Source organism: Rathayibacter sp. Leaf296 (assembly GCF_001423045.1).
GTDB classification, from domain to species: Bacteria; Actinomycetota; Actinomycetes; order Actinomycetales; family Microbacteriaceae; genus Rathayibacter; species Rathayibacter caricis.
On sequence record NZ_LMNR01000001.1, the window covers coordinates 1,643,570 to 1,665,367 of the forward strand.

Below are 21,798 nucleotides of genomic sequence, written 5' to 3' on the forward strand. Positions count from 1 at the left end.
TTCTGGCAGAATGATCCGTCGGGTCCGAGGCGGTCGACCCTCTACTCACCGCCGAAGAAACCCCCTCGAGCTTCCGGCCGGGTGTGCACCCCACGCTCACGGCTCAGTTCATCCATCATCGACCTCATCGGTCAACGACCACACAGGAGAATTGTGGCTGTCAAGATTCGTCTGAAGCGCCTCGGCAAGATCCGAGCGCCCTACTACCGCATCGTCGTCGCCGACTCGCGCACCAAGCGCGACGGCCGCGTCATCGAGGAGATCGGCAAGTACCACCCCACCGAGGAGCCCTCGTTCATCCAGGTCGACTCCGAGCGTGCGCAGTACTGGCTCGGCGTCGGCGCGCAGCCGACCGAGCAGGTCGCCGCGATCCTCAAGCTGACCGGAGACTGGGGCCGCTACAAGGGCGACGCCGACGCCGTCAGCACCGTCAAGGTGAAGGAGCCCAAGGCGCCCTTCGTCATCGACGCCAAGAAGAAGCCCGTCCTCAAGCCCAAGACCGAGGCTCCGGCCAAGGCCGCCCCGGCCGAGGACACCGCCGACGAGACCTCCACCGAGGCGTAGTCCATGCTCGCTCCTGCCGTCGAGCACCTCGTCAAGGGGATCGTCGAGAACCCCGATGAGGTCCGTGTCGTGGCGACGAGCTCCCCACGCGGAGAGGTCCTCGAGGTGCGCGTGCACCCCGAGGACCTCGGCCGCGTGATCGGACGTTCCGGCCGCACCGCCAAGGCCGTCCGCACCCTGGTCGCCGCTCTCGCCGACGGCCGTCGCGTCCGCGTCGACGTCGTCGACACCGACAAGTAGAGGTGGCGACCCCCGGAACGGGCACGACGCAGCTCCGCGTCGCCCGACTCACCAAGGCCCACGGCCTCAAGGGCGCCATCAAGCTCGAGCTCTACACCGACGAGCCCGACAAGCGCTTCACCCCCGGATCCACGTTCACGTTGCAGGTGCCCCGCACCTCCGAGTGGCACGGGAAGAAGCTCGAGCTCGTCGAGCTGCGCTGGTACAACAGCCACCCCGTCGCGTTCTTCAAGGGCGTCGACGACCGCAGCGCCGCCGAGACCCTCCTGAAGGCGATCCTCTGGATCGACGAGGAGGTCCGCACGACGCCGGGCGACGACGACTCCTGGTACGACTACCAGCTCGTCGGCATGAAGGTCGTCCGCGACGGAGCCGAGGTCGGCACCGTCCGCCGCGTCGACCACTTCCCCGCGCAGGATCTGCTGATCGTCGCGACTGGGTCCGGCGAGGTCATGGTGCCGTTCGTCACCGCGATCGTCCCGTCGATCGATCCCGTCGCCGGCGTCGTCACCGTCACTCCTCCGACCGGTCTCTTCGAGGAGATCGTCGAGGTGGAGCCCGCGCAGGTCGACCTCACGGGCGTCGACCTGTCGGATCCCGAGCTCGCGACGATCGCCGGGACCGACACCGACGACATCGATGCCGACTCGGAAGACGGCGATGCCGATCAGGTCGCGACCGAGGCCCCCTCCTCCGACGACGACTCGACCGACCCGACCCCCGCGGAGGACCCCCGGTCGTGAGGATCGACATCGTCACGATCTTCCCGGAGTTCTTCGGGGTGCTCGACATCAGCCTGCTCGGGCGTGCGCGCCAGAGCGGGCTGATCGAGCTCGGCGTGCACGATCTGCGCTCCTTCACCCACGACCGGCACCGCACCGTCGACGACACGCCCTACGGCGGAGGCGCCGGCATGGTCATGCGCCCGGAGCCGTGGGGCGAGGCGCTCGACACGATCCTCGAGTCCGCCGGCGATGCGGATCCGCTCGTCGTGTTCCCCTCGCCCGCCGGTGAGGTCTTCACGCAGGCCACCGCGCGCCAGCTCGCCGACGAGAAGGCGCTCGTCTTCGGCTGCGGCCGCTACGAGGGCATCGACCAGCGCGTCGTCGACCACACCGCGACCCGCGCCCGCGTCCGGATGATCAGCCTCGGCGACTACGTGCTGAACGGCGGCGAGGTCGCCGTCATGGCCATGATCGAAGCCGTCGGCCGACTCGTCCCCGGAGTCGTCGGCAACCCGGCGAGCCTCGTCGAGGAGAGCCACTCCGACGGCCTGCTCGAGTACCCCAGCTACACCAAGCCCGCGTCCTGGCGCGGCCTCGACGTCCCTCCGGTGCTGCTCAGCGGCAACCACGGAGCGATCGCCGCGTGGCGCCACGAGCAGAGCGTCGAGCGCACCCGCCGCGTCCGCCCCGAGCTGCTGCCGTAGGGCCTGCTGAACACGAGATCGCCGTCGCGAGCACGGCCTGATCGTGCGAGCTGCAAGGAGGGAACCGAAGGTCGATGCGGGCATCGACCGAGGTTCACGACGCCGCAGATCGTGCGATCAGGCCGAGCGGAGCACGCGAGATCGTGGTCACCAGGCCCTAGGCCCTGCTCTCGGCGCGCCGCTCGGTGAGGAGCCGCTCCCGCATCGCGAGGAACAGCGGGAACGCGAAGGCCAGTGCGACCAGCGGAGCGAGCAGCACGTAGACCCAGAGCCGCTTCATCCCGAGACGCCGTCCTTCGGCGACGATCAGCGCCACCGCCGCGATCGCGACGATCAGCAGATCGGTCGTCAGCGACGACACCGCCGGGCCGCCATCGAACCAGGCGCCGAGGAAGTCGACGCTCTCGAGCACCGCGCGCACGTTGTGCGTCCAGGTGCCGACGAGTCCGAGGACCGCGAGGACGAGGTAGACCAGCGCCAGCGGCGTCCAGTTCTTCAGCAGTCGGTTCATCGCGGGACCTCCGGGGTGCGCGGTCGGGTGAGTACGGCGACGGCGCCGCCGAGCAGGAGGAGGGCGAGGCCGAGGCCGACCGCCGCGGTCAGCGCGTCCGGAGCGACGACCGACTGGCCGCGCAGCGCCTGCCAGCAGGTGATCGCGACGACACCGGTCCAGCCGACGGAGGCGAGCACGAGCAGTCGGGAGCGTACGGCCGAGTCGGCGAGGAGCGGAACGCGTCGTCCGAGGAGACGAAGTCCGATGGCCAGCAGCGGCAGCCCCTGCAGGGCGTGCATGCCGATGAAGTGCGGGATGCGGAGGTCGCCGCCCGTGGTGCTCCAACCGAGCAGCGGCAGACCCGTGCCGCCGTCCGGCACGCCGACGGCGTGCGCTCCGACGACCCCCTGGTAGTCCGAGATCTGGTCGGCGGTCGGACCGGTCATCAGGAAGGCCAGAGCCATGCCGATCAGGCCGATCGAGAGTCCCGCCCGCACCGCGACCGTCAGGGCCGCGTCGCCCAGGGGTACCCGGGCCAGGAGGAGCGCCAGGACCAGGGTGGCGAGCCACACGACCACGATCGACACGGCCATGGTCGCCCACATCGCCGAGTGCAGGGGCGTGCTGACGTCGAAGTGGCTCGCGGCACCGACGGCCGCGGCGCCGCCGATGACGACCATCTCGATCACCAGGCCCGCCGCCGCGACGGTGCCGAGGATCCGTCCGAGTCGACGGCGGCGGGGGAGGAGTCCGATCAGCCAGGCGAGGGTCAGCGCGTAGACGGCGATCGAGAGGCAGAACTTGAGCGGCTTCGCCCAGACGGGCTGCCCGCCGAGCTCGCGCGGATCGACGAGGAGCGCGACGACGCAGAACGCGGCCCCGACGGCCATCGCGATCGCGAGGGCGAGGAGGGGACGGTGCGGACGGGCGGGGGACTCGAAGACGGGCGCCTCCTGGACGGCGGTCATCGCGACGCGCCCTCGGCCGGGCCGAACCGGCGCTGCGTCTCGCGAGCCTGGGCCACGCGGCGCAGCGACTGCAGGACCACGTCACCGAGAGCCGTCCCGACCGCCGCGATCGACGCCTGCTCGCTCACGCTCTCCCTCGCCTCGAGCTCGTCGAGGTCGGCGCGGGCGACGAGCTCGGCGGCCTCCTCGTAGCGCTCGAGCCAGTCGGGGGTCATCGCTCCGCCGGAGGCCTCCAGGGCGTCCAGCGCGCGGGCCGCCGTCGCGACGGCGGGGTGCTTGCACAGCATCGGGCCGACGAGCGAGCGGATGCGCTCCAGCGAGCCCTCCGTCGCTGGCGCCTCCGAGTCGGCGTTCGCAGAGACGACGTCTTGCGCGACCTCGAACGCGTGCGCCGGAGGTGCCCCGCTGTCGAGGACCGCCGTGATGCGCTTCGCGCCGGCGATGCCGACCCCTCCGCTCTCGATGAGACCGCGGAGCAGGCGGAGCCGCGCGACGTGGGTGTCGCCGTACTCCGCCCGCTGGGGCGCCGAGGACTCGCCCGTGCCGAGGATCCCCTCCCGGATGTAGTACTTGATCGTGGCGACGCTGACGCCCGTGAGGCGAGCAAGCTCGGAGATGCGCATACGGAGAGTATGGCTATCCGATAGTGCCGCTGTCCAGTGCTGTCGCCGACGCGGTCTTCTCCGCGTCAGTCCCGGGCCGTGAGGACCAGCGCCCCGGTCTCGGTGATCGCGATCGTGTGCTCCATGTGCGCCCCGCGCGAGCCGTCGCGGCTGCGGAGGGTCCAGCCGTCCTTGTCGGTGAAGATCTCGTCGGTCGTCTGCAGGAACCACGGCTCGATCGCGACGACCAGACCCGGCCGCAGCGGGTAGCCGCGCCCGGCGCGCCCGTCGTTCGGGACGTGCGGGTCGCCGTGCATCGTGCGCCCGACGCCGTGGCCGCCGAAGTCGGTGTTGATGCTCAGGCCCTCGGCGCGAGCGACCGCGGCGATCGCGGCCGAGATGTCGCCGATCTTCCCGCCCGGCTTCGCGGCGGCGATGCCGGCCTCGAGCGCGCGGGTGGTGGTGTCGATGAGGGCGAGGTCCTCGTCGCGCGGCGTGCCGACGACGACGCTGATGGCGGAGTCGGACACCCAGCCGTTCACGGACGCGGCGAAGTCGAGCGTCAGCAGGTCGCCGTCCCGCAGGCGGTAGTCGAACGGCAGCCCATGCAGCACGGCGTCGTTGACGGAGGTGCAGAGCACCTTGCCGAACGGGCTCGCACCGAAGGAGGGGTGGTAGTCGATGTAGCAGGACTCGGCGCCGGCCTTGCGGATCATGTCGTGGGCGAGGCGGTCGAGCTCGAGCAGGTTGACGCCCACTCCGGCCGCGGCGACGGTGGCCTGCAGGACCTCGGCCACGAAGCGGCCGGCGGGTCGCATCTCCTCGATCTCGGCGGGCGTGCGCAGCTCGATCATCCTGATCCTCTCGGGGGTCGCTGAGGCGTTGCTCAGCGGTGGTGGGTACGGTCGGTGCATGCGCACGCGACGGGCTTTCGGTTCCTGGCAGTATCCGGCGGCGATCGTCCTGCCCCTGTGGATCCTCCTGGGGTACGGACTCTTCGGGGGATCGAGCGGGTGGACCGTCCTCGGCCTCGTCATCGCCCTCCCCATTCTGTCGCTCAGCCTCGCCGTCGTGGCGAGCATCGTGGCGTTTCGGGTGACTGTGCGGCCGACGCGCACCCCGGCGTGGGGCGACGTCGCCGCTCTGGGCGCCTGGCACGCGTCGCTGATCGCGCTCGGGTTCTTCCCTCCGGGTGCGTGGGTGCTCGGGCTGCTCTCGGTGCTGCTCGGAGTCGTGGCGCTCGGCCACTCCGTCTGGCGCTTCCTCCACGATGCGCGGGCGACGCTCGTGGCCTTCGCCGAGGCGTCGACCGTGCAGGCCCAGGGCGGCCGGCCGGTGACGGGCGAGGGCTTCGACCCGGAGCGCCCGCAGGACGGCCAGACGATCGTCCTCTGAGCGGGCCGCAGCTCCGCTTTGACGCGGATCGGCGCGCCGTGACAGAATAAGCGCTTGTGCCTCGCGCAGGCTCTGCCACAGGGGAGCCGCTACGACGCGGGGCGCGCACCGACTTCCCACCCACGAAACGGTGCTCGACCTGTGGCGGGCACGGAGAGCGATAGAACATGCACATCCTCGATAACGTCGATGCGGCGTCACTCCGGACCGACATCCCCGACTTCCGTGCGGGCGACACCGTCAAGGTCCACGTCAACATCGTCGAGGGAACCCGCTCGCGCGTCCAGGTCTTCCAGGGCGTCGTCATCGGCCGCTCCAACGAGGGCGTCCGCGAGACCTTCACCGTCCGCAAGGTCAGCTTCCAGGTCGGCGTCGAGCGCACCTTCCCGGTGCACTCCCCGGTGATCGACCACATCGAGGTCGTCACCCGCGGAGACGTGCGTCGCGCGAAGCTCTACTACCTGCGGAACCTCCGCGGCAAGAAGGCCAAGATCAAGGAGAAGCGCTGACCCTCAGCGGGTCTCCGCACACTCTCCCCGAACCCCGGTCCACTTATGATGGACCGGGGTTCGACCCTTTCCGGGGGCCGGTCCTGCCGGTGAACCCGGCCCGGTGATGCTCGGTCCCGGATGAATCACCAGCTAGGGGCGACGGCACGCGATGACAGACAGCACGGCCCCGGTCCGGCTCGAGGGCGACGGCGAGCACGCCCGCCACACCGCGGAGCCGGAGCGGCCCCGCAGGCGCCGCGGCCTGCTCCTCTTCCTCCGCGACGTGCTGATCATCTTCGTCGTCGCGGTGCTGGTCTCCTTCCTCGTGAAGACGTTCCTGATCCGCTCGTTCTACATCCCGTCGTCCTCGATGGAGCAGACGTTGGTCGAGAACGACCGCATCCTCGTGAACGAGCTGGTCCCCGATCTCGTGCCGATCTCGCGCGGCGACGTCGTCGTCTTCCGCGATCCGGGCGGATGGCTCTCGCCGAGCACCGAGCCGGACGTGCCGCCGTTCCAGGCCGCCGTCGACTCCGCCCTCGCGATCGTGGGTCTCACCGCTCCCGACAGCAACGACCACCTGATCAAGCGCGTCATCGGCCTGCCCGGCGACCGGATCACCTGCTGCACCCCGCTCGGCCAGGTCGAGGTCAACGGCAACCCGATCGACGAGCCCTACGTGAAGCTCCCCGACGGGGTCCAGGCCGTCTCGGCGACCCCGTTCGACGTGACCGTGCCCGAGGGCTCGCTCTGGGTCATGGGCGACAACCGCTACAACTCGGCCGATTCCCGCTACAACACCGACAAGCCCGGCAACGGCTTCGTCCCGATCGACAACGTCGTCGGCCGGGCGGTCCTGGTGACCTGGCCGGTGGAGCGGTGGGCGTGGCTGGACGACTACCCGTCCGTGTTCCGCGGGGTCGAGAAGGACGCGTCGGAATCGTCCGAGTCCTCCGAGTCCTCCTCCGAGGCCGGGCAGGGCTAGGTGGCCGTCGCCGAACCGACCCTGTCGATGGAGCGGCGCCTCTTCCGCCAGGGCTACGAGAGCATCATCGGCTGCGACGAGGTGGGCCGCGGAGCGATCGCCGGCCCCGTCTCGGTCGGCGTCGCCTCGATCGCTCGCCGCTGCGGCCGGTTCCCGGAGGGCCTGCGCGACTCCAAGCTGCTGGCTCCGGCCCGGCGCGAGGCCCTGCTGCCCGGCGTGGTGAAGTGGGTCTCGGGCTGGGCGATCGGCGAGTCCTCCGCCGACGAGATCGACGACTCCGGCATCATCGCCGGCCTCGGTCGAGCCGCATCGCGCGGCATCGAGCGCCTCGTCGACCAGGGCGTCGATCTCGCGACGTCCGTGGTGCTGCTCGACGGCAAGCACGACTGGCTGACGCCGGCACTGGGGGAGTGGGCCGCCGAGCTGACCATCGTCACCCGCATCAAGGCCGACCGCGACTGCGCGTCCGTCTCGGCCGCCTCCGTGCTGGCGAAGGTCGGCCGCGACGGTCAGATGGTGCGCCACCACGACGAGTTCGCCGACTACGCCTGGGACAGCAACAAGGGCTACGGCAGCGCCGCGCACTGGGCGGGCCTCGACCGCGTCGGACCGTCCCCGCTGCACCGCGTCACGTGGCTGTCCAAGCCGCGCGAGGCCGTCGCCGCCGAGGAGCCCGCGGCGTCCGGCGCTCCCGCACCCGCGTAGGATTGACGGACGATGGATGAGGACGAATTCGAGGACTACGACCGCGAGGTCGAGCTGGCACTGTACCGGGAGTACCGCGACGTCGTCTCGCAGTTCTCGTACGTCGTCGAGACCGAGCGCCGTTTCTACCTCGCGAACGAGGTCGATCTCGTGCGACGCGACACCGAGCACGACTTCTACTTCGAGCTGACCATGCGCGACGTGTGGGTCTGGGACGTCTACCGCTCCGACCGCTTCGTGAAGTCGGTCCGCGTGCTGACCTTCAAGGACGTCAACGTCGAGGAGCTCTCCCGCAAGGAGTTCGAGCTCCCCAAGGAACTCGCCCTCGACGAGTAGCGCTCCGCGCCTCTTCTGCTGCGGTGCGCTGCCTTCTGCGCGCGGCGCGCCCTCCCCTCTTGCTGGTCGAGTAGCCGCCCCCGGCGGCGTATCGAGACCCACCTCCGTTCGAGGTGGTCCCTCCACAGCGCTTCTTTGTGCACTCTCTCCCGAGATCCTCCCCGGTCGTCCCCGCGTTGCTCCGTTCTCCGTGAGGGTTCGTGCGGGAGGTCTTCATGGACAAGGACGAGTTGGGTCGGCGGGGCGAGGAGATCGCTGCGGCGCATCTGAGGGCGAAGGGCTTCGAGCTCCTGGACCGCAACTGGCGGGTTCGGGAGGGCGAGCTCGACATCGTCGCCCGCGAGGGCGCGGCGCTGGTGGTGGTGGAGGTGAAGACGCGCTCCTCCGCGCGGTTCGGGATGCCGATCGAGGCGATCACGCGGGCGAAGGCGCAGAGGCTGCGGCGGCTGGCGTACGCGTGGGCTCGGGAGCACGACCAACGGGCGCGGCATCTGCGGATCGATGCGGTGGGCATCATCGCGCCGGACGGGGTCCCGGTGCAGGTGCGGCATTTCCGGGCGGTGGCGTGATGGGCATGGGTCGCACGTCCGCGGTGGGTCTGGTCGGGTTCACGGGCGCGGTGGTCGGAGTGGAGGCGCACTCGTCCGACGGAACTCCGGCGATCGGGATCATCGGGCTGCCGGATGCGGCGCTGTCGCAGGCGAAGGAGCGGGTGCGGTCGGCGGCGATCAACTCGGGCAGTGTGATCTCGGAGTACAAGATCACGGTGAACCTCTCACCGGCCGCGATGCCCAAGCATGGGTCCGCGTTCGATCTCGCGATCGGCCTGGCTGCGCTGGCGGCGCTGGGCGAGGTGAACGGGGAGTCCGTCGCATCCGTGGTGCATGTGGGCGAGCTCGGTCTGGACGGTCGGCTCCGTTCCGTTCCGGGTGTGCTGCCCGCGGTGCTCGCCGCGGCGAGGTCGGGTCGTCGCCGCGTCATGGTGCCGCTCGAGGACCGCGCCGAGGCGGAGCTCGTCGACGGCGTGGAGATCATCGCCGTCTCGTCGCTGGCTGCAGCGGCCGTGTGTCACGGAGCGGAGTGGGAGGTCCCGGTCCTCCCCGAACCCGCCGCACGCGGGCAGGTCCCGGTCGAACCGGTGTCGCGCCTGGATTTCGCCGACGTGATCGGCAACGAGGAGGCGGCGGAGGCGATGATCGCGGCGGCCGCGGGCGGTCACCACGTCTTCCTCCTGGGTCCGCCCGGCGCGGGCAAGACGATGCTCGCGACTCGACTTCCGGGCATCCTCCCCGATCTCGACGACGCCGCCGCCCTCGAAGCCACGTGCATGCGCTCCCTCGTGGGCACGCCCACCGGTGGCAGCCTCGTGCGCCGCCCGCCGTTCGAGAGCCCGCACCACTCCGCATCGGCCGCCGCGATCGTCGGAGGCGGCAGCGGACGCATCCGCCCGGGCGCCGTCGCCCGCGCCACTAGAGGGGTGCTCTTCTTGGATGAAGCTCCTGAGTTCAGCGCGGTCGCGCTCGACGCGCTCCGGCAGCCGCTGGAGTCGGGCGTCATCCGTATCCACCGCGCGAACGCCGTCGCCGAGTTCCCGGCGCGCGTGCAGCTGATCCTCGCCGCGAACCCGTGCCCGTGCGGTCGGCACGGCATCCCGGGGGAGACGTGCACGTGCGCTCCAGCGCTGCGGCGCCGCTATCTCGCCCGCTTGAGCGGACCGTTGCTCGATCGGGTCGACATCCGTCTCACGGTGCGCCGCATCGGAGCCGCTCAACTCGCCGCGCGGAGGGAGGAGCAGGGCGTCACCACGGCGGACGCGCGCTCTCGGGTGACCGCGGCTCGCGAACGAGCCCGCGGGAGACTCCGGCGCACTCCCTGGACGACGAACGCCGAGGTCTCCGGAAGCTGGCTCCGCTCCGGCGATCAGCGGCCGACCTCCTCGGAGTCGCGGACCCTCGACAAGGCGCTGGAGCGCGGCCTCGTCACGATGCGCGGCTACGACCGCGTTCTCCGCCTGGCCTGGACTCTCGCGGACCTCGACGGCGCCGAGAGGCCGACCGCCGGTCACCTCGGACGCGCCCTCGTCCTCCGAGGAGGTGCGGCATGACCGCGAACCTGTTCGATCGCTCCGAGCTCGGCGCCGCTCGATCCCTCCTAGCGGAGGGGGACGCCTCCGATGCCGCTGACGTGCTCGCTCGTGCGGCATGGAGCGGCCTGACCGAGCCGGGCGACGCCGTCGCGGCGACGCTCATCGAGGCCGTCGGCGCTGCGGCCGCGCTCGCGCACGTCGTCTCGTCCGCGACCGCATCGGACGTTCTCGCCGACTCCGACTGCACACCCGGCGAGCTGTCCGCCCTCGCGGCGGGGCTCGAGCGATGGCGCCCCCGACTGGACCGCGCGCTTGTCCTGCGTCGCATCGACATCGCTCAGAAGCTCAAGGCCCACCTGCTCGTGCCCGGTTCGCCCGGGTGGCCGGAGGCGCTCGACGACCTGGGTCCGCACGCCCCGCTCATCCTCTGGTCCCGCGGCGACCCCTCCGCCTTCGCTCCGGCCCACCGGCTCGCCCTCGTCGGCGCGCGAGCGGCCACCGGGTACGGCGAGCACGTCACCGCCGAACTCGCCGCAGGAGTCGCCGATCGCGGCGTCCTCGTCGTCTCCGGAGGCGCCTTCGGCATCGACGCGGTCGGCCACCGCGCCGTCCTCGGCTCCGGCGGGCGCACGGTCGCCTTCCTCGCCGGGGGACCGGATCGCTTGTATCCGACGGCTCATTCAGAGCTGCTGCACCGAATCATCGCGACCCCCGGATGCGCGGTGGTGACGGAGGTGCCGCCGGGAACGACGCCCACGAGGTGGCGGTTCCTGCAGAGGAACCGGCTCATCGCAGCGTCGTCAGGCGCGACGGTGATCGTCGAGGCCGGCGCTCGTTCTGGGTCCCTCAACACCGCCGGCCACGCGGCGGCTCTCGGCCGCCCTCTCGGAGCGGTCCCCGGCCCCGTCACGAGCGCGTCCTCCGCCGGCTGCCACCGCCTCCTCCGCGAGTTCGCGGCGACCTGCGTCACCACGGCGCCGGAAGTCCTCGAACTCCTCGGCGTGGGGGAGAGCGCCCCGACGGACATCGTTCCCGGACCGGCCTCCCGCCTCGTCACCGCGCTGCGGGATCGTGGCCTGCAGGACACCGACGCGCTCGCGCAGCATCTCGGGCTCCGCGTGTCCGAGACCCTCGCGATCCTCGGGGCGCTCCTGGCGGAAGCCCATGTGCAGCGCACCGACGACGGGAGGTGGTCGCTGCCCCGGCGCTGATCCCACGGCTCGTCGGGCCGCCGCCTGAATGAGAGCCCCGCTCGAGAGGCCGCCTCGATCCCCGGCTCGCCGGATACTCGCTGTCGGTCGTCCGCCCTACGCTGAAACCAGGTCAGCGAGGGGAGCGGCATGGACGACGAGGCGATGACGGCGGAGCATCCGCAGCTCGGGCACTTCCGGGCGGCCGATCGGGTGATCGCGCACCTCAGCGACACGCACTTCCTCGCCGATGGCGCTCCGCTCTACGGCGTGGTCGACACGGTCGCGCGCCTCGACCAGGCCCTCGCACGGCTCGAGGAGCGCGGCGGTCGGCTCGACGCGATCGTCGTCACGGGTGATGTGGCCGACCGGGGCGAGGAGGACGCCTACCGGCGGGTGAAGGCGGCACTCGATCCGCTCGCCCTGCGCTTCCATGCCCCGATCGTGTGGGTGATGGGCAACCACGACGAGCGGCGGGCGTTCCGACGCGTGCTCCTCGAAGAGCAGCCGCACGACGACAGCGAGACGCCGATCGACCAGGTCGTCGACCTCGACGGGCTGCGGCTCATCGCGCTCGACAGCGCGGTGCCCGGCTTCCACCACGGGGCGCTCACCGACGAGCAGCTCGAGAACCTCGCCCACGAGCTCGCGACTCCGGCTCCGCTCGGCACGATCCTCGCCCTCCATCACCCACCGCTCCCCACTCCGCTCGGCGCCATGACGGTGCTCGAGCTCCGCGGGATCGAGCGACTCGAGGAAGTCGTCCGCGGCAGTGACGTCCGCGCGATCCTCGGCGGTCACCTGCACTACCCGACGGCCGCGACCTTCGCCGGTGTCCCCGTCTTCGTCGCCGGCGCCACCAGCTACACGATGGATCTCGGCGCGCCCGAGCGGGAGCTCCGCGGCATCGACGGCGCCCAGAGCTTCTCGCTCGTGCACGTGCACCCCGAGACCATCGCGACCTCCCTCGTGCCCAGCGCGACCGCTCCGATCGCCACCCGCTTCGGCACCGACCTGATCGAACGGCTCGAGGAGCTCGACGAGCAGGGCCGCATCGACCTGTGGTCGCGCATGCCCGCTGTGGAGGCGTGAGGGGAAGTGCGTGACGCGAGCCTGGCCGGCGCCGTCGACGATTTCCTCCGCTACGTGCTCGACGAGCGCTCGCTCTCACCCGCGACGGCCAAGGGCTACCGCGGCGACCTCGCCACCCTCCTCGCCCACGCGGCGACGAAAGGCGTCGCGACCCTCGCCGACGTCGACCTCGAGCTCCTCCGGGACTGGCTGTGGCAGCAGACGCAGACGGGGGTCTCGCGCGCCACGCTCGCCCGTCGCACCGCGGCGGTCCGCTCCTTCTCCTCCTGGGCGCAGCGCACCGAGCGCACGCCCACCGACGTCGCCGCACGGCTCCGCACCCCGAAGGCGGGACGCTCGCTCCCGCACGTCCTCACGCAGGCGCAGACGGAGCAGGTGATCGACACCGTGACGGCGCGCGGAGCGACCGACGACCCCGTCGCACTCCGCGACCTCGCGATCATCGAGCTGCTCTACGCCTCCGGCATCCGCGTCGCGGAGCTCGTCGCGATCGACATCGGCGATCTCGATCTCTCACGGCTCACCGTCCTCGTTACCGGCAAGGGCTCGAAGCAGCGCGTCGTCCCCTTCGGCGTCCCCGCGAAGGAGGCGCTCGTCGCCTATCTCGACACGGCCCGCCCGCACCTCGCGAAGCCCGAGTCGCAGAACGCCCTCCTGCTCGGCCGGCGGGGCGCGCGCCTGACGCCCCGCACGGTCTACGGAGTCGTCACCCGCCTCCTCGAGGACGGCTCCGGCCCCTCCGGCCCGCACACTCTCCGCCACTCCGCCGCCACCCACCTGCTCGACGGGGGAGCCGACCTCCGCTCGGTGCAGGAGATGCTCGGCCACGCGAGCCTGGGGACGACCCAGATCTACACGCACGTCTCGACCGAGCGCATCCGCGACGCCTACCGGCTCGCGCACCCGCGCGCCTGACGCGCTGTCGAGAGGCAGCAGCACCGCGCGGGGGATCCCGCCGAAGAAGCGCATCGGAGAGACGTACTCGCCGTCCTCCCGGACGCCCAAGTGCACGCACCGTCCGTCGCAGTGGCCTCCGCTGCCGACCGTCCCGATCACGTCCCCTGGAGCCACTACCGCGCCCGCGGACACGGTCGCCTCCACCGGCTCGACGCTCGACACCAGCCCGCCGGCGTGCTCGATGCTCACCACCCCGCGGTCCACGACACGTCCCGCGAACGACACCGTCCCACCGGTCACGGCCACGACAGGCGCTCCCGCGCTCGCCTCCAGGTCGATGCCGCGGTGACCCGCCGCATACCGGTGCTCGGGCGCCCGCCAGGGCTCGACCACCGCGAATCCGGGCACCGGAGAGACCCACAGCGATCCCGGCGGCACCGCCGCAACGGAACCCAGGAGGCCGGAGACGAGCGCCAGGAACACGCCCGGGCGCAGGAGCATCGAGGTCGTCATCCGCCCACCCTCCTGCCCGAGCGCCGCGGCCGCGGCCCGTCCGCGTTGACCGGGGGAGAAGCCCCGCGAGCCCCGTTCGGTGGAGGAGGGTCCCGGATCGCCCGCGAACGCAACCCGTCGAGGCCGACTCGCACGCGGGAGTAACGTCGCTTCGCGTGAATCCGGCACGGGGCGCCATCAGTGCCGCCGGCCGGCAGCCAGAGCGGAGACGATCATGACCACGGGACGATCCGAGACACCGGCCCCTTCAGCAGCCAAGCTCCGGAGGAAGGTGATCGGCCTGGCCATCGCGGCCGCGGTCGGCGGCTTCCTCTTCGGCTTCGACTCCTCCGTCGTGAACGGAGCGGTCGAGGCGGTGCAGGGCGAGTTCGACCTCTCGGCGGCGCTCATCGGCTTCGCCGTCGCGTCGGCGCTGCTGGGCTGCGCGCTCGGCGCGTACCTGGCGGGCCGGCTCGCCGACCGCTGGGGCCGCATCAAGGTGATGCTGCTCGGCGCGGGCCTCTTCTTCGTCTCCTCCATCGGCGCGGGCGCGGCGTTCGCCGTCTGGGACCTCGTCCTGTGGCGCGTCGTCGGAGGCCTCGGCATCGGCATCGCCTCGGTGATCGCCCCCACCTACATCTCCGAGATCGCCCCGAAGGCGATCCGCGGCGCCCTCGCCTCGCTGCAGCAGCTCGCGATCACGCTCGGCATCTTCGCCGCGCTGCTCTCGGACACCCTCATCGCGAACGGCGCGGACGGCGCCGCCGAGCCGTTCTGGTTCGGAGTCGCCGCCTGGCGCTGGATGTTCATCGCCTGCGCCGTCCCCGCCGTGATCTACGGCCTGCTCGCACTCACGCTGCCGGAGTCGCCCCGCTTCCTCGCCACCCGGGGCAAGACGGAGGAGGCGCGCCGCGTCCTCGCGACGGTCACGCCCCGCGAGGAGGTCGACGACGCCCTCGCCGACATCCAGAAGCGCATCGACGAGGACGCCGAGAACGCCAAGCGCTCGAGCCTGCGCGGCCCCGCGCTCGGACTGCTCCCCGTCGTCTGGGTCGGCATCCTGCTCTCGGTGTTCCAGCAGTTCGTCGGCATCAACGTGATCTTCTACTACTCCACGTCGTTGTGGAGCGCGGTCGGCTTCGACGAGTCGAACTCGTTCGCCATCTCGGTCTTCACCTCCGTGGTGAACGTCGTCGTCACGTTCGTGGCGATCTTCCTGGTCGACAAGGTCGGCCGGAAGCCGCTGCTGCTGGTCGGCTCGGCCGGCATGGCGATCTCGCTCGCGCTGATGGCGATCGCGTTCAGCCAGTCGACGATCAACGGAGAAGACGTCTCACTGCCCGGTGCCTGGGGCCCGATCGCCCTGGTCTCGGCCAACGCGTTCGTCGTCTTCTTCGGCGCGACCTGGGGCCCGCTGGTCTGGGTCCTGCTCGGCGAGATCTTCCCGAACCGGATCCGCGCCGCCGCGCTGGGTCTCGCCGCCTCGGCGCAGTGGATCGCCAACTTCGCGATCACGGTGACGTTCCCGATCCTGTCGCAGGACGTCTCGCTGACGCTCGCGTACGGCCTCTACGCCGCGTTCGCCGCGATCTCCTTCGTCTTCGTCTTCATGTTCGTGCCCGAGACCAAGGGCCGGTCGCTGGAGGAGATGGACACGCTGCACATCCGCACCGTGATGAAGTCGGCGCGCAACTAGCCGCACTGCTCGACACCCCTGAGGCCGCCCTCCCGCACCAGCGGGAGAGGCGGCCTCCGCGGTGCTAGGATGCTCGGAGCACCTCGCTCGTCGGGGTGACTACGCGCGCCCATTCGGCCTCTTCTCCTACCGGTCCTCCTCCGCTCTTGCGGGCGAGGCGGGAGCACGCCGGGCGCCAGGGCGACGTGCCGACCGGCCGTCGCAGACAACCGAACGGGAGTTCGGCGCCGTCGTGCGCCCGGACCCCGAGACAAGGAGAACGACTCATGGCAGTCGTCACCATGCGCCAGCTGCTCGACAGCGGCGTCCACTTCGGGCACCAGACCCGTCGCTGGAACCCGAAGATGAAGCGCTTCATCCTGACCGAGCGCTCGGGCAGCTACATCATCGACCTCCAGCAGTCGCTGGCCTACATCGACAAGACCTACGACTTCGTCAAGGAGACGGTCGCCCACGGCGGCACCATCCTCTTCGTCGGCACGAAGAAGCAGGCCCAGAACGCGATCGCCGAGCAGGCGACCCGCGTCGGCCAGCCCTACGTGAACCAGCGCTGGCTCGGTGGCCTCCTCACCAACTTCCAGACGGTCTCCAAGCGCCTCGCGCGCATGAAGGAGCTCGAGGAGCTCGACTTCGACGACACCACCAAGAGCGGCTTCACCAAGAAGGAGCTCCTCATCAAGAAGCGGGAGCTCGACAAGCTGCACAAGTCGCTCGGCGGCATCCGCAACCTGTCGAAGACCCCCTCCGCGCTGTGGGTCGTCGACACCAAGAAGGAGCACCTCGCGATCGACGAGGCCAAGAAGCTGGGCATCCCGGTCATCGGCATCCTCGACACGAACTGCGACCCGGACGAGGTCCAGTACCCGATCCCGGGCAACGACGACGCGATCCGCTCGGTGAGCCTGCTCACCCGCATCGTCGCCGACGCCGCGGCCGAGGGCCTCATCCAGCGTCACCAGAAGCCCGAGGCCGAGGGCAACGTCTCCGCCGTCGAGCCGCTGGCCGAGTGGGAGAAGGAGCTTCTCCAGGGCCAGGAGCCGCAGGCCGGCGCCGAGACCGAGAAGGTCGCCGACGCCGAGGCCGCCACGGCTGACGAGGCCGTCGCCGAGGCCGAGGCGCCCGCCGCCGACGAGGCGCCCGTCGAGGCCCCCGCCGCCGACGAGGCGACCACCGAGGCTCCGGCCGACGAGACCGCCACCGCCTGACACCCCTCCTGAGCCGGAGCCGGGCGCACTGCTGACCGCAGGCGCCCGGCTCCGCTCGGACAGGCACCCGATCGCCACCGCGATCACCACTTCAGACAGACTGGAGTCCCGCAGTCGACCGGGAACCACCGGGTCGACCGGACGCCAGAACCACAGAGGAGTTCGCAGAACTATGGCCACTTTCAGCCTCGCTGACGTCAAGACGCTGCGCGAGCAGCTCGGCACCGGCATGGTCGACACCAAGAACGCGCTCGTCGAGGCCGACGGCGACCTGGACAAGGCGGTCGAGATCCTCCGCCTCAAGGGCGCCAAGGGCAACGCGAAGCGCGCCGACCGCTCCACCAGCGAGGGCCTCGTCGCCGCCGCGGAGAACGGCGGCGTCGCCACCCTGATCGAGCTCGCGTGCGAGACCGACTTCGTCGCCAAGGGCACGAAGTTCATCGCCCTGGCCGACTCGGTGCTCGCCGCCGTCGTCGCCGCCGGCTCCACCACCGTCGAGGAGGCCCTCGCGGCCCCCGCCGGCGAGAAGACCGTCGCCGACCTCATCAACGACGAGGCCGCGATCCTCGGCGAGAAGGTCGAGCTCCGCCGCATCGCCACCGTGCAGGGCGAGAACTTCGCCATCTACCTGCACAAGACCAACAAGGACCTGCCCCCGCAGGTCGGCGTGGTCGTGGGCTACTCCGGGGACGACGCCGAGACCGCCCGCTCGATCGCGCAGCACATCTCGTTCGCCAACCCGTCCTACCTCTCGCGCGAGGACGTCCCGCAGTCGGAGGTCGACAACGAGCGCCGCATCGTCGAGGAGATCTCCCGCGGCGAGGGCAAGCCCGAGGCCGCCCTGCCGAAGATCATCGAGGGACGCGTCAACGCGTACTTCAAGCAGGTCGCGCTGCTCGACCAGGACTACGCCAAGGACAACAAGCTGTCCGTGAGCAAGGTCGTGGCCGACGCCGGTCTGACCGTCTCGGGCTTCGCCCGGTTCAAGGTCGGCGCGTAACACGCAGCAGGGGAGTCCGGGTCGTTCAGTCGACCCGGACTCCCTTCGCTCTGCCCGGGGGAGGCCCCCGGGCGTGGTCGCGGGGCGTGCTCCGCGCGGGATAGGTTTGTACGGGTCCACGGGAGGAAGACGTCCATGACGCAGACGGATGCTACGACGACGGGCAAGCGCCGCAGGGTGCTTCTGAAGCTGTCGGGGGAGGCGTTCGGGGCCGGGACTCTCGGGGTGAACCCCGACGTGATCAGCGCTCTCGCTCGCGAGATCGCCGACGCCGCCACCGAGGTCGAGATCTCGGTCGTGGTCGGCGGAGGCAACTTCTTCCGCGGCGCCGAGCTCTCGCAGCGCGGCATGGACCGCGGTCGCGCCGACTACATGGGCATGCTGGGCACCGTGATGAACGCCCTCGCCCTGCAGGACTTCCTCGAGCAGGCCGGCGCCGAGACGCGTGTCCAGTCGGCCATCGCGATGACCCAGGTCGCCGAGCCGTACATCCCCCGCCGGGCGATCCGGCACATGGAGAAGGGGCGCGTCGTGATCTTCGGCGCCGGAGCGGGTCTGCCGTACTTCTCCACCGACACCGTCGCCGCTCAGCGTGCGCTCGAGACGCACGCCGATGTCGTGCTCGTCGCGAAGAACGGCGTCGACGGCGTGTACGACGCCGACCCGCGCACGAACCCCGGCGCGAAGAAGCTCGACACGCTGACCTATCAGGAGGCGCTCCAGCGCGGCCTCAAGGTCGTCGACTCGACCGCGTTCAGCCTCTGCATGGACAACGGGATGCCGATGCAGGTCTTCGGCATGGAGCCGTCCGGCAACGTCGCGAAGGCCATCCGGGGCGCCCGGCTCGGCACTCTCGTCTCGAACTAGACTGACCACTTCTCTCTTCTAAGGAGCCCCCGTGATCTCGGATGTACTCGCCGACGCGACGACCAAGATGGACAAGGCCGTGGAGGTCGCCAAGGAGGACTTCGCCACCGTGCGGACCGGCCGCGCGAACCCCGGCATGTTCCAGAAGGTGCTCGTGAGCTACTACGGCACCCCGACGCCCCTCTCGCAGCTGGCGTCGATGCAGAACCAGGAGGCGCGCACCCTCCTCGTGACGCCCTACGACAAGGGATCGCTGCGCGATATCGAGCAGGCCATCCGGGACATGCCGAACCTGGGCGCCAACCCGTCGAACGACGGCAACGTCATCCGCGTCACCCTGCCCGAGCTCACCGCCGAGCGTCGCAAGGAGTTCGTGAAGATCGTCCGGACCAAGGCCGAGGACGCCAAGGTCGCGGTCCGCAACATCCGCCGCAAGGGCAAGGACGACCTCGATGCGCTGAAGGGCGAGCTGGGCGACGACGAGGTCGGTCGCGCCGAGAAGGAGCTCGAAGCCGTCACGAAGAAGCACGTCGACGCCATCGACGAGGCGCTCAAGCGCAAGGAATCCGAGCTGCTCGAGGTCTAGTGGTGGCCGACGAATCCGAGGGCTCCGAGCACGGGGAGGAGCGCAAGCCGCACGTCCCGGGTGCCCGGGGCTCCCGGATGGTCACCCGTGACGCCCTGGTGGCGCGCGCCCAGCAGCGCAAGGCCGACGTCGAGCGCCAGCTCGAGGCGACCCGGGCGCAGCTCGAGGCGACGAACGACCGCCTGACCGCGCGGTCCGGCCGCAACCTCGTCTCGGCCACCCTGATCGGAGTGATCGGCGTCGGCGCCATGGGCGTCAGCCTCCTCCTGATCAAGGAGCTGTTCATGGTGCTCGCGGGGGCGTTGGTCATCCTCGCGGCGCTCGAGCTCTCGAACGCCCTCCGCCACGCCGGGCGCGACATCCCGCGGATCCCGACCGGCATCGCCGCGGTGATCGTCGTGCCGGCCGCGTACTACGGCGGCATCTCCGCCGCCTGGCTCGCCGTCCTCGGCGGGTCCGCGTTCGTCGCGCTGTGGCGCCTCGGCGAGCAGCTCCTGCGCCGCACGAGCTCGACTCGCCGCGACCTGCTCCTCGACATGGGGCTCGGCGTGTTCGTCCAGGCCTACGTGACGTTCCTCGGCGCCTTCGCCGTGCGCCTCGTGGCCGAGGAGGGCGGACAGCTCTGGGCGCTGTCGTTCCTCCTGCTCGTGATCCTCGTCGACATCGGCGCCTACGCCAGCGGCCTCACCTGGGGCAAGCACCCGATGGCGCCGCGGATCAGCCCGAAGAAGACCTGGGAGGGCTTCGCCGGCGCCGCGGTCGCGGGCATCGTCGCGGGCGTCCTCCTCGCCGTCCTCCTCCTCGGCCAGCCGTGGTGGGTCGGCGCCGTGTTCGGCGCGGTCATGCTGCTGAGCGCGACGCTCGGCGACCTCGCGGAGTCGCTCATCAAACGCGACATCGGGATCAAGGACATGAGCTCGTGGCTCCCGGGCCACGGCGGCGTGCTCGACCGGCTCGACTCGATCCTGCCGTCCGCGGCCGCGGCCTACGTCCTTTACTTCCTCTTCGCTCACTGACGGGTCGGCAGGGCTCGGCGACGCGCCGCTGCCCGCACACGGCTCGGCTGTTGGCAGAATGTCCGGGTGACCGCTCCCTTCCCGCGCGCCCGTGACAACCGCCCCGGCTACGACGTCGAGGAGGTCGACTCCTTCCTCGCCTCGGCCCGGGAGGCGTACGCCCAGCTCTCGGGCGGACCGGCCGACCTCCGCGCGGCCGACCTCCGCCACACCGCGTTCTCCCTGCGCAAGGGCGGCTACTCCGCACCGCACGTCGACGCCGCGCTCGAGCGGCTGGAGGACGCGTTCGCGAGTCGCGAGCGTCAGTACGCGATCGCCGAGAAGGGCGAGGACGTCTGGCTCCGGGAGGCCCGCGCCACCGCGCAGGAGGTCGTGAACCGGCTGGCGCGTCCGCAGCGCGAGCGCTTCCAGCGACTCAGCGCGCTGACCACCGGCTACAACATCCGGCAGGTCGACGCCTTCGCCGACCGCATCTCCGGGTACTTCCGCGACGGCTCGGTCCTCAGCGTCGACGACGTCCGGACCGTCTCCTTCGCTCCGCAGCGCGGGGGCTACTCGGAGCCGCAGGTCGACTTCGTGCTCGACACCGTCATCGACGTCATGCTGGCCGTCCGCTGACCTTCCGCGCCGTTCCTGGCCGATTCAGCCCGCGTCCGTTATGCTTTCGTAATCGTGGGTCAGCTTGAATCGAACGCCGTCGCCCAGCCACCCGTCTCCCGGCCCCTGGCCGTGAAGCCCCCGGTTCCGCGTCAGGCCCCAGCACGTCGCTCCCGAGCACGCCTCCCCTTGGCAGTGCTCGCGTTCGCGGCATCCATCGGATTCGTGATGGTGTCGGTCGTCGACCCGTCCAGCGGCGCCGTCGCGTCCCCGTACTACCAGGCCCCGGCCCGCTTCGACGGCGATCCCGCCCAGCGCCTCGTGGTCGCCGCTCCGGTCGAGCGCGCCGTGCAGCGCGACACCTTCGACGCGCAGGCGAAGCCGACCCCGACGCCCACGCCCACTCCGACCCCCACCGAGACCGAGGAGGCGGAGGAGGAGCAGCAGTCGCCGCGCTCGGCCGCCCCCGTCGCCCGCTCCGCCGCTCCCGATCCCGGATCCGCGAAGGCGATCGCGTACGACATGGTCGTCGCCCGCGGCTGGGCCGACAGCGAGTACGACTGCCTCGTGCTCCTCTGGACCCGCGAGTCCGGCTGGAACACCTTCGCCGAGAACAAGTCGAGCGGTGCCTACGGCATCCCGCAGGCGCTCCCGGGCAGCAAGATGGCGACCGCCGGCTCCGATTGGCAGACCAACCCGGCGACCCAGATCACCTGGGGCCTCGGCTACATCTCCGGCCGCTACGGATCGCCCTGCGGTGCGTGGGCGCATTCCGAGGCGATGAACTGGTACTGACCCTCACGTCCCTCCGCTGACGGGCCCCTCACGACAGTGACGGGGCCCGTCCGCGTTCCCGGCCCCGCTCT

The 21,798-nt window shown here is 71.0% G+C and carries 26 protein-coding genes and 1 pseudogene; 22 read left to right on the forward strand and 5 right to left on the reverse strand.

Features of this window, described 5'->3' with window-relative positions; all coding sequences use genetic code 11:
• Window positions 1–153 precede the first annotated feature (153 nt).
• The 4 genes from rpsP to trmD are packed head-to-tail and all read left to right on the forward strand — an operon-like array spanning window position 154 to window position 2,233.
• Window positions 154–564: a 30S ribosomal protein S16 gene (rpsP, locus tag ASF46_RS07625; protein ID WP_055792609.1), complete on the forward strand. Its 411-nt coding sequence runs from the start codon at window positions 154–156 to the stop codon at window positions 562–564.
• Window positions 565–567: 3 nt separating this feature from the next.
• Window positions 568–804, forward strand: coding sequence for an RNA-binding protein (locus ASF46_RS07630; protein ID WP_055792605.1), 237 nt, complete (start codon window positions 568–570; stop codon window positions 802–804).
• Between the two features lie 2 nt (window positions 805–806).
• Window positions 807–1,547: a ribosome maturation factor RimM gene (gene rimM / locus ASF46_RS07635; RefSeq protein ID WP_082485304.1), complete on the forward strand. Its 741-nt coding sequence runs from the start codon at window positions 807–809 to the stop codon at window positions 1,545–1,547.
• Entirely contained in the window at window positions 1,544–2,233 is a 690-nt protein-coding gene (trmD, locus tag ASF46_RS07640) for a tRNA (guanosine(37)-N1)-methyltransferase TrmD (RefSeq protein ID WP_055792599.1), read from the forward strand. Before rimM ends, trmD begins: the two co-directional genes overlap by 4 nt.
• A gap of 157 nt (window positions 2,234–2,390) precedes the next feature.
• Here trmD and ASF46_RS07645 read toward each other — a convergent pair whose 3' ends face one another.
• The 4 genes from ASF46_RS07645 to map all read right to left on the reverse strand — a co-directional run bounded on the left by ASF46_RS07645 (window position 2,391) and on the right by map (window position 5,150).
• The gene (locus ASF46_RS07645) at window positions 2,391–2,744 is read right to left on the reverse strand and encodes a DUF2834 domain-containing protein (RefSeq protein WP_056867001.1); all 354 of its coding nucleotides are present in this window, start codon (window positions 2,742–2,744) and stop codon (window positions 2,391–2,393) included.
• A complete protein-coding gene (locus tag ASF46_RS07650; protein WP_056867002.1) occupies window positions 2,741–3,694 on the reverse strand; it encodes a hypothetical protein in 954 nt (317 codons plus the stop codon). The genes ASF46_RS07645 and ASF46_RS07650 overlap by 4 nt, the downstream gene beginning before the upstream one ends.
• Window positions 3,691–4,317, reverse strand: a complete 627-nt coding sequence (locus ASF46_RS07655; RefSeq protein WP_056867003.1) for a MerR family transcriptional regulator — start codon at window positions 4,315–4,317, stop codon at window positions 3,691–3,693. The genes ASF46_RS07650 and ASF46_RS07655 overlap by 4 nt, the downstream gene beginning before the upstream one ends.
• A gap of 65 nt (window positions 4,318–4,382) precedes the next feature.
• On the reverse strand, window positions 4,383–5,150 hold the full coding sequence (gene map / locus ASF46_RS07660; protein WP_056867004.1) for a type I methionyl aminopeptidase: 768 nt from the start codon (window positions 5,148–5,150) through the stop codon (window positions 4,383–4,385).
• Window positions 5,151–5,208: 58 nt separating this feature from the next.
• Between map and ASF46_RS07665 the strand changes: the two genes are divergently transcribed.
• The 10 genes from ASF46_RS07665 to ASF46_RS07710 all read left to right on the forward strand — a co-directional run bounded on the left by ASF46_RS07665 (window position 5,209) and on the right by ASF46_RS07710 (window position 13,491).
• Window positions 5,209–5,691 (forward strand): hypothetical protein, encoded by a 483-nt coding sequence (locus ASF46_RS07665; RefSeq protein ID WP_056867005.1) that lies wholly within the window; start codon window positions 5,209–5,211, stop codon window positions 5,689–5,691.
• Window positions 5,692–5,858: 167 nt separating this feature from the next.
• A complete protein-coding gene (gene rplS, locus ASF46_RS07670) occupies window positions 5,859–6,200 on the forward strand; it encodes a 50S ribosomal protein L19 (protein WP_055792582.1) in 342 nt (113 codons plus the stop codon).
• Window positions 6,201–6,351: 151 nt separating this feature from the next.
• The gene (gene lepB, locus ASF46_RS07675) at window positions 6,352–7,167 is read left to right on the forward strand and encodes a signal peptidase I (protein WP_056867006.1); all 816 of its coding nucleotides are present in this window, start codon (window positions 6,352–6,354) and stop codon (window positions 7,165–7,167) included.
• Window positions 7,168–7,872, forward strand: coding sequence for a ribonuclease HII (locus ASF46_RS07680; RefSeq protein WP_082485305.1), 705 nt, complete (start codon window positions 7,168–7,170; stop codon window positions 7,870–7,872).
• 12 nt (window positions 7,873–7,884) lie between these two features.
• A complete protein-coding gene (locus ASF46_RS07685) occupies window positions 7,885–8,208 on the forward strand; it encodes a DUF2469 domain-containing protein (RefSeq protein ID WP_055792576.1) in 324 nt (107 codons plus the stop codon).
• A 215-nt stretch (window positions 8,209–8,423) separates the two neighbouring features.
• Window positions 8,424–8,777, forward strand: coding sequence for a YraN family protein (locus ASF46_RS07690; RefSeq protein ID WP_055792574.1), 354 nt, complete (start codon window positions 8,424–8,426; stop codon window positions 8,775–8,777).
• Complete coding sequence (locus ASF46_RS07695; RefSeq protein ID WP_056867007.1) at window positions 8,777–10,312, forward strand: YifB family Mg chelatase-like AAA ATPase; 1,536 nt, start codon at window positions 8,777–8,779, stop codon at window positions 10,310–10,312. The genes ASF46_RS07690 and ASF46_RS07695 overlap by 1 nt, the downstream gene beginning before the upstream one ends.
• Window positions 10,309–11,505, forward strand: coding sequence for a DNA-processing protein DprA (dprA, locus tag ASF46_RS07700; RefSeq protein ID WP_056867008.1), 1,197 nt, complete (start codon window positions 10,309–10,311; stop codon window positions 11,503–11,505). Before ASF46_RS07695 ends, dprA begins: the two co-directional genes overlap by 4 nt.
• A gap of 129 nt (window positions 11,506–11,634) precedes the next feature.
• On the forward strand, window positions 11,635–12,576 hold the full coding sequence (locus ASF46_RS07705; RefSeq protein WP_235576879.1) for a phosphodiesterase: 942 nt from the start codon (window positions 11,635–11,637) through the stop codon (window positions 12,574–12,576).
• 6 nt (window positions 12,577–12,582) lie between these two features.
• Entirely contained in the window at window positions 12,583–13,491 is a 909-nt protein-coding gene (locus ASF46_RS07710; RefSeq protein ID WP_157602309.1) for a tyrosine recombinase XerC, read from the forward strand.
• A gap of 66 nt (window positions 13,492–13,557) precedes the next feature.
• Here ASF46_RS07710 and ASF46_RS19910 read toward each other — a convergent pair.
• Window positions 13,558–13,986: pseudogene (locus ASF46_RS19910) on the reverse strand (murein hydrolase activator EnvC family protein); the annotation flags it as partial.
• Between the two features lie 214 nt (window positions 13,987–14,200).
• Here ASF46_RS19910 and ASF46_RS07715 point away from each other — a divergent pair.
• The 8 genes from ASF46_RS07715 to ASF46_RS07750 all read left to right on the forward strand — a co-directional run bounded on the left by ASF46_RS07715 (window position 14,201) and on the right by ASF46_RS07750 (window position 21,727).
• On the forward strand, window positions 14,201–15,661 hold the full coding sequence (locus ASF46_RS07715; RefSeq protein ID WP_056867009.1) for a sugar porter family MFS transporter: 1,461 nt from the start codon (window positions 14,201–14,203) through the stop codon (window positions 15,659–15,661).
• Window positions 15,662–15,927: 266 nt separating this feature from the next.
• Window positions 15,928–16,866, forward strand: coding sequence for a 30S ribosomal protein S2 (gene rpsB, locus ASF46_RS07720; protein ID WP_055792555.1), 939 nt, complete (start codon window positions 15,928–15,930; stop codon window positions 16,864–16,866).
• Between the two features lie 172 nt (window positions 16,867–17,038).
• Window positions 17,039–17,866 carry a translation elongation factor Ts gene (gene tsf, locus ASF46_RS07725; protein ID WP_055792551.1) on the forward strand — a complete coding sequence of 276 codons (828 nt, stop codon included), beginning with the start codon at window positions 17,039–17,041 and terminating at the stop codon, window positions 17,864–17,866.
• A gap of 135 nt (window positions 17,867–18,001) precedes the next feature.
• The gene (gene pyrH, locus ASF46_RS07730; protein ID WP_056867010.1) at window positions 18,002–18,733 is read left to right on the forward strand and encodes a UMP kinase; all 732 of its coding nucleotides are present in this window, start codon (window positions 18,002–18,004) and stop codon (window positions 18,731–18,733) included.
• A 31-nt stretch (window positions 18,734–18,764) separates the two neighbouring features.
• On the forward strand, window positions 18,765–19,319 hold the full coding sequence (frr, locus tag ASF46_RS07735; protein WP_056867011.1) for a ribosome recycling factor: 555 nt from the start codon (window positions 18,765–18,767) through the stop codon (window positions 19,317–19,319).
• A gap of 2 nt (window positions 19,320–19,321) precedes the next feature.
• Complete coding sequence (locus ASF46_RS07740; RefSeq protein WP_235576880.1) at window positions 19,322–20,335, forward strand: phosphatidate cytidylyltransferase; 1,014 nt, start codon at window positions 19,322–19,324, stop codon at window positions 20,333–20,335.
• 66 nt (window positions 20,336–20,401) lie between these two features.
• Window positions 20,402–20,953, forward strand: coding sequence for a DivIVA domain-containing protein (locus tag ASF46_RS07745; protein WP_055792541.1), 552 nt, complete (start codon window positions 20,402–20,404; stop codon window positions 20,951–20,953).
• A 174-nt stretch (window positions 20,954–21,127) separates the two neighbouring features.
• Window positions 21,128–21,727 (forward strand): lytic transglycosylase domain-containing protein, encoded by a 600-nt coding sequence (locus ASF46_RS07750; protein WP_235576915.1) that lies wholly within the window; start codon window positions 21,128–21,130, stop codon window positions 21,725–21,727.
• The last annotated feature ends 71 nt before the right edge of the window (window positions 21,728–21,798 follow it).

Bases quoted from the DNA above. Each gene is read 5' to 3' on its own strand.
- ASF46_RS07690 (WP_055792574.1), top strand. From the start codon at position 8,424: ATGGACAAGGACGAGTTGGGTCGGCGGGGCGAGGAGATCGCTGCGGCG.
- ASF46_RS07715 (WP_056867009.1), top strand. From the start codon at position 14,201: ATGACCACGGGACGATCCGAGACACCGGCCCCTTCAGCAGCCAAGCTC.
- lepB (WP_056867006.1), top strand. From the start codon at position 6,352: ATGACAGACAGCACGGCCCCGGTCCGGCTCGAGGGCGACGGCGAGCAC.
- ASF46_RS07645 (WP_056867001.1), bottom strand. From the start codon at position 2,744: ATGAACCGACTGCTGAAGAACTGGACGCCGCTGGCGCTGGTCTACCTC.
- ASF46_RS07705 (WP_235576879.1), top strand. From the start codon at position 11,635: ATGGACGACGAGGCGATGACGGCGGAGCATCCGCAGCTCGGGCACTTC.
- ASF46_RS07685 (WP_055792576.1), top strand. From the start codon at position 7,885: ATGGATGAGGACGAATTCGAGGACTACGACCGCGAGGTCGAGCTGGCA.
- ASF46_RS07655 (WP_056867003.1), bottom strand. From the start codon at position 4,317: ATGCGCATCTCCGAGCTTGCTCGCCTCACGGGCGTCAGCGTCGCCACG.
- map (WP_056867004.1), bottom strand. From the start codon at position 5,150: ATGATCGAGCTGCGCACGCCCGCCGAGATCGAGGAGATGCGACCCGCC.
- rpsB (WP_055792555.1), top strand. From the start codon at position 15,928: ATGGCAGTCGTCACCATGCGCCAGCTGCTCGACAGCGGCGTCCACTTC.
- ASF46_RS07665 (WP_056867005.1), top strand. From the start codon at position 5,209: ATGCGCACGCGACGGGCTTTCGGTTCCTGGCAGTATCCGGCGGCGATC.
- rplS (WP_055792582.1), top strand. From the start codon at position 5,859: ATGCACATCCTCGATAACGTCGATGCGGCGTCACTCCGGACCGACATC.
- ASF46_RS07650 (WP_056867002.1), bottom strand. From the start codon at position 3,694: ATGACCGCCGTCCAGGAGGCGCCCGTCTTCGAGTCCCCCGCCCGTCCG.
- dprA (WP_056867008.1), top strand. From the start codon at position 10,309: ATGACCGCGAACCTGTTCGATCGCTCCGAGCTCGGCGCCGCTCGATCC.
- pyrH (WP_056867010.1), top strand. From the start codon at position 18,002: ATGACGCAGACGGATGCTACGACGACGGGCAAGCGCCGCAGGGTGCTT.
- ASF46_RS07630 (WP_055792605.1), top strand. From the start codon at position 568: ATGCTCGCTCCTGCCGTCGAGCACCTCGTCAAGGGGATCGTCGAGAAC.
- ASF46_RS07695 (WP_056867007.1), top strand. From the start codon at position 8,777: ATGGGCATGGGTCGCACGTCCGCGGTGGGTCTGGTCGGGTTCACGGGC.
- tsf (WP_055792551.1), top strand. From the start codon at position 17,039: ATGGCCACTTTCAGCCTCGCTGACGTCAAGACGCTGCGCGAGCAGCTC.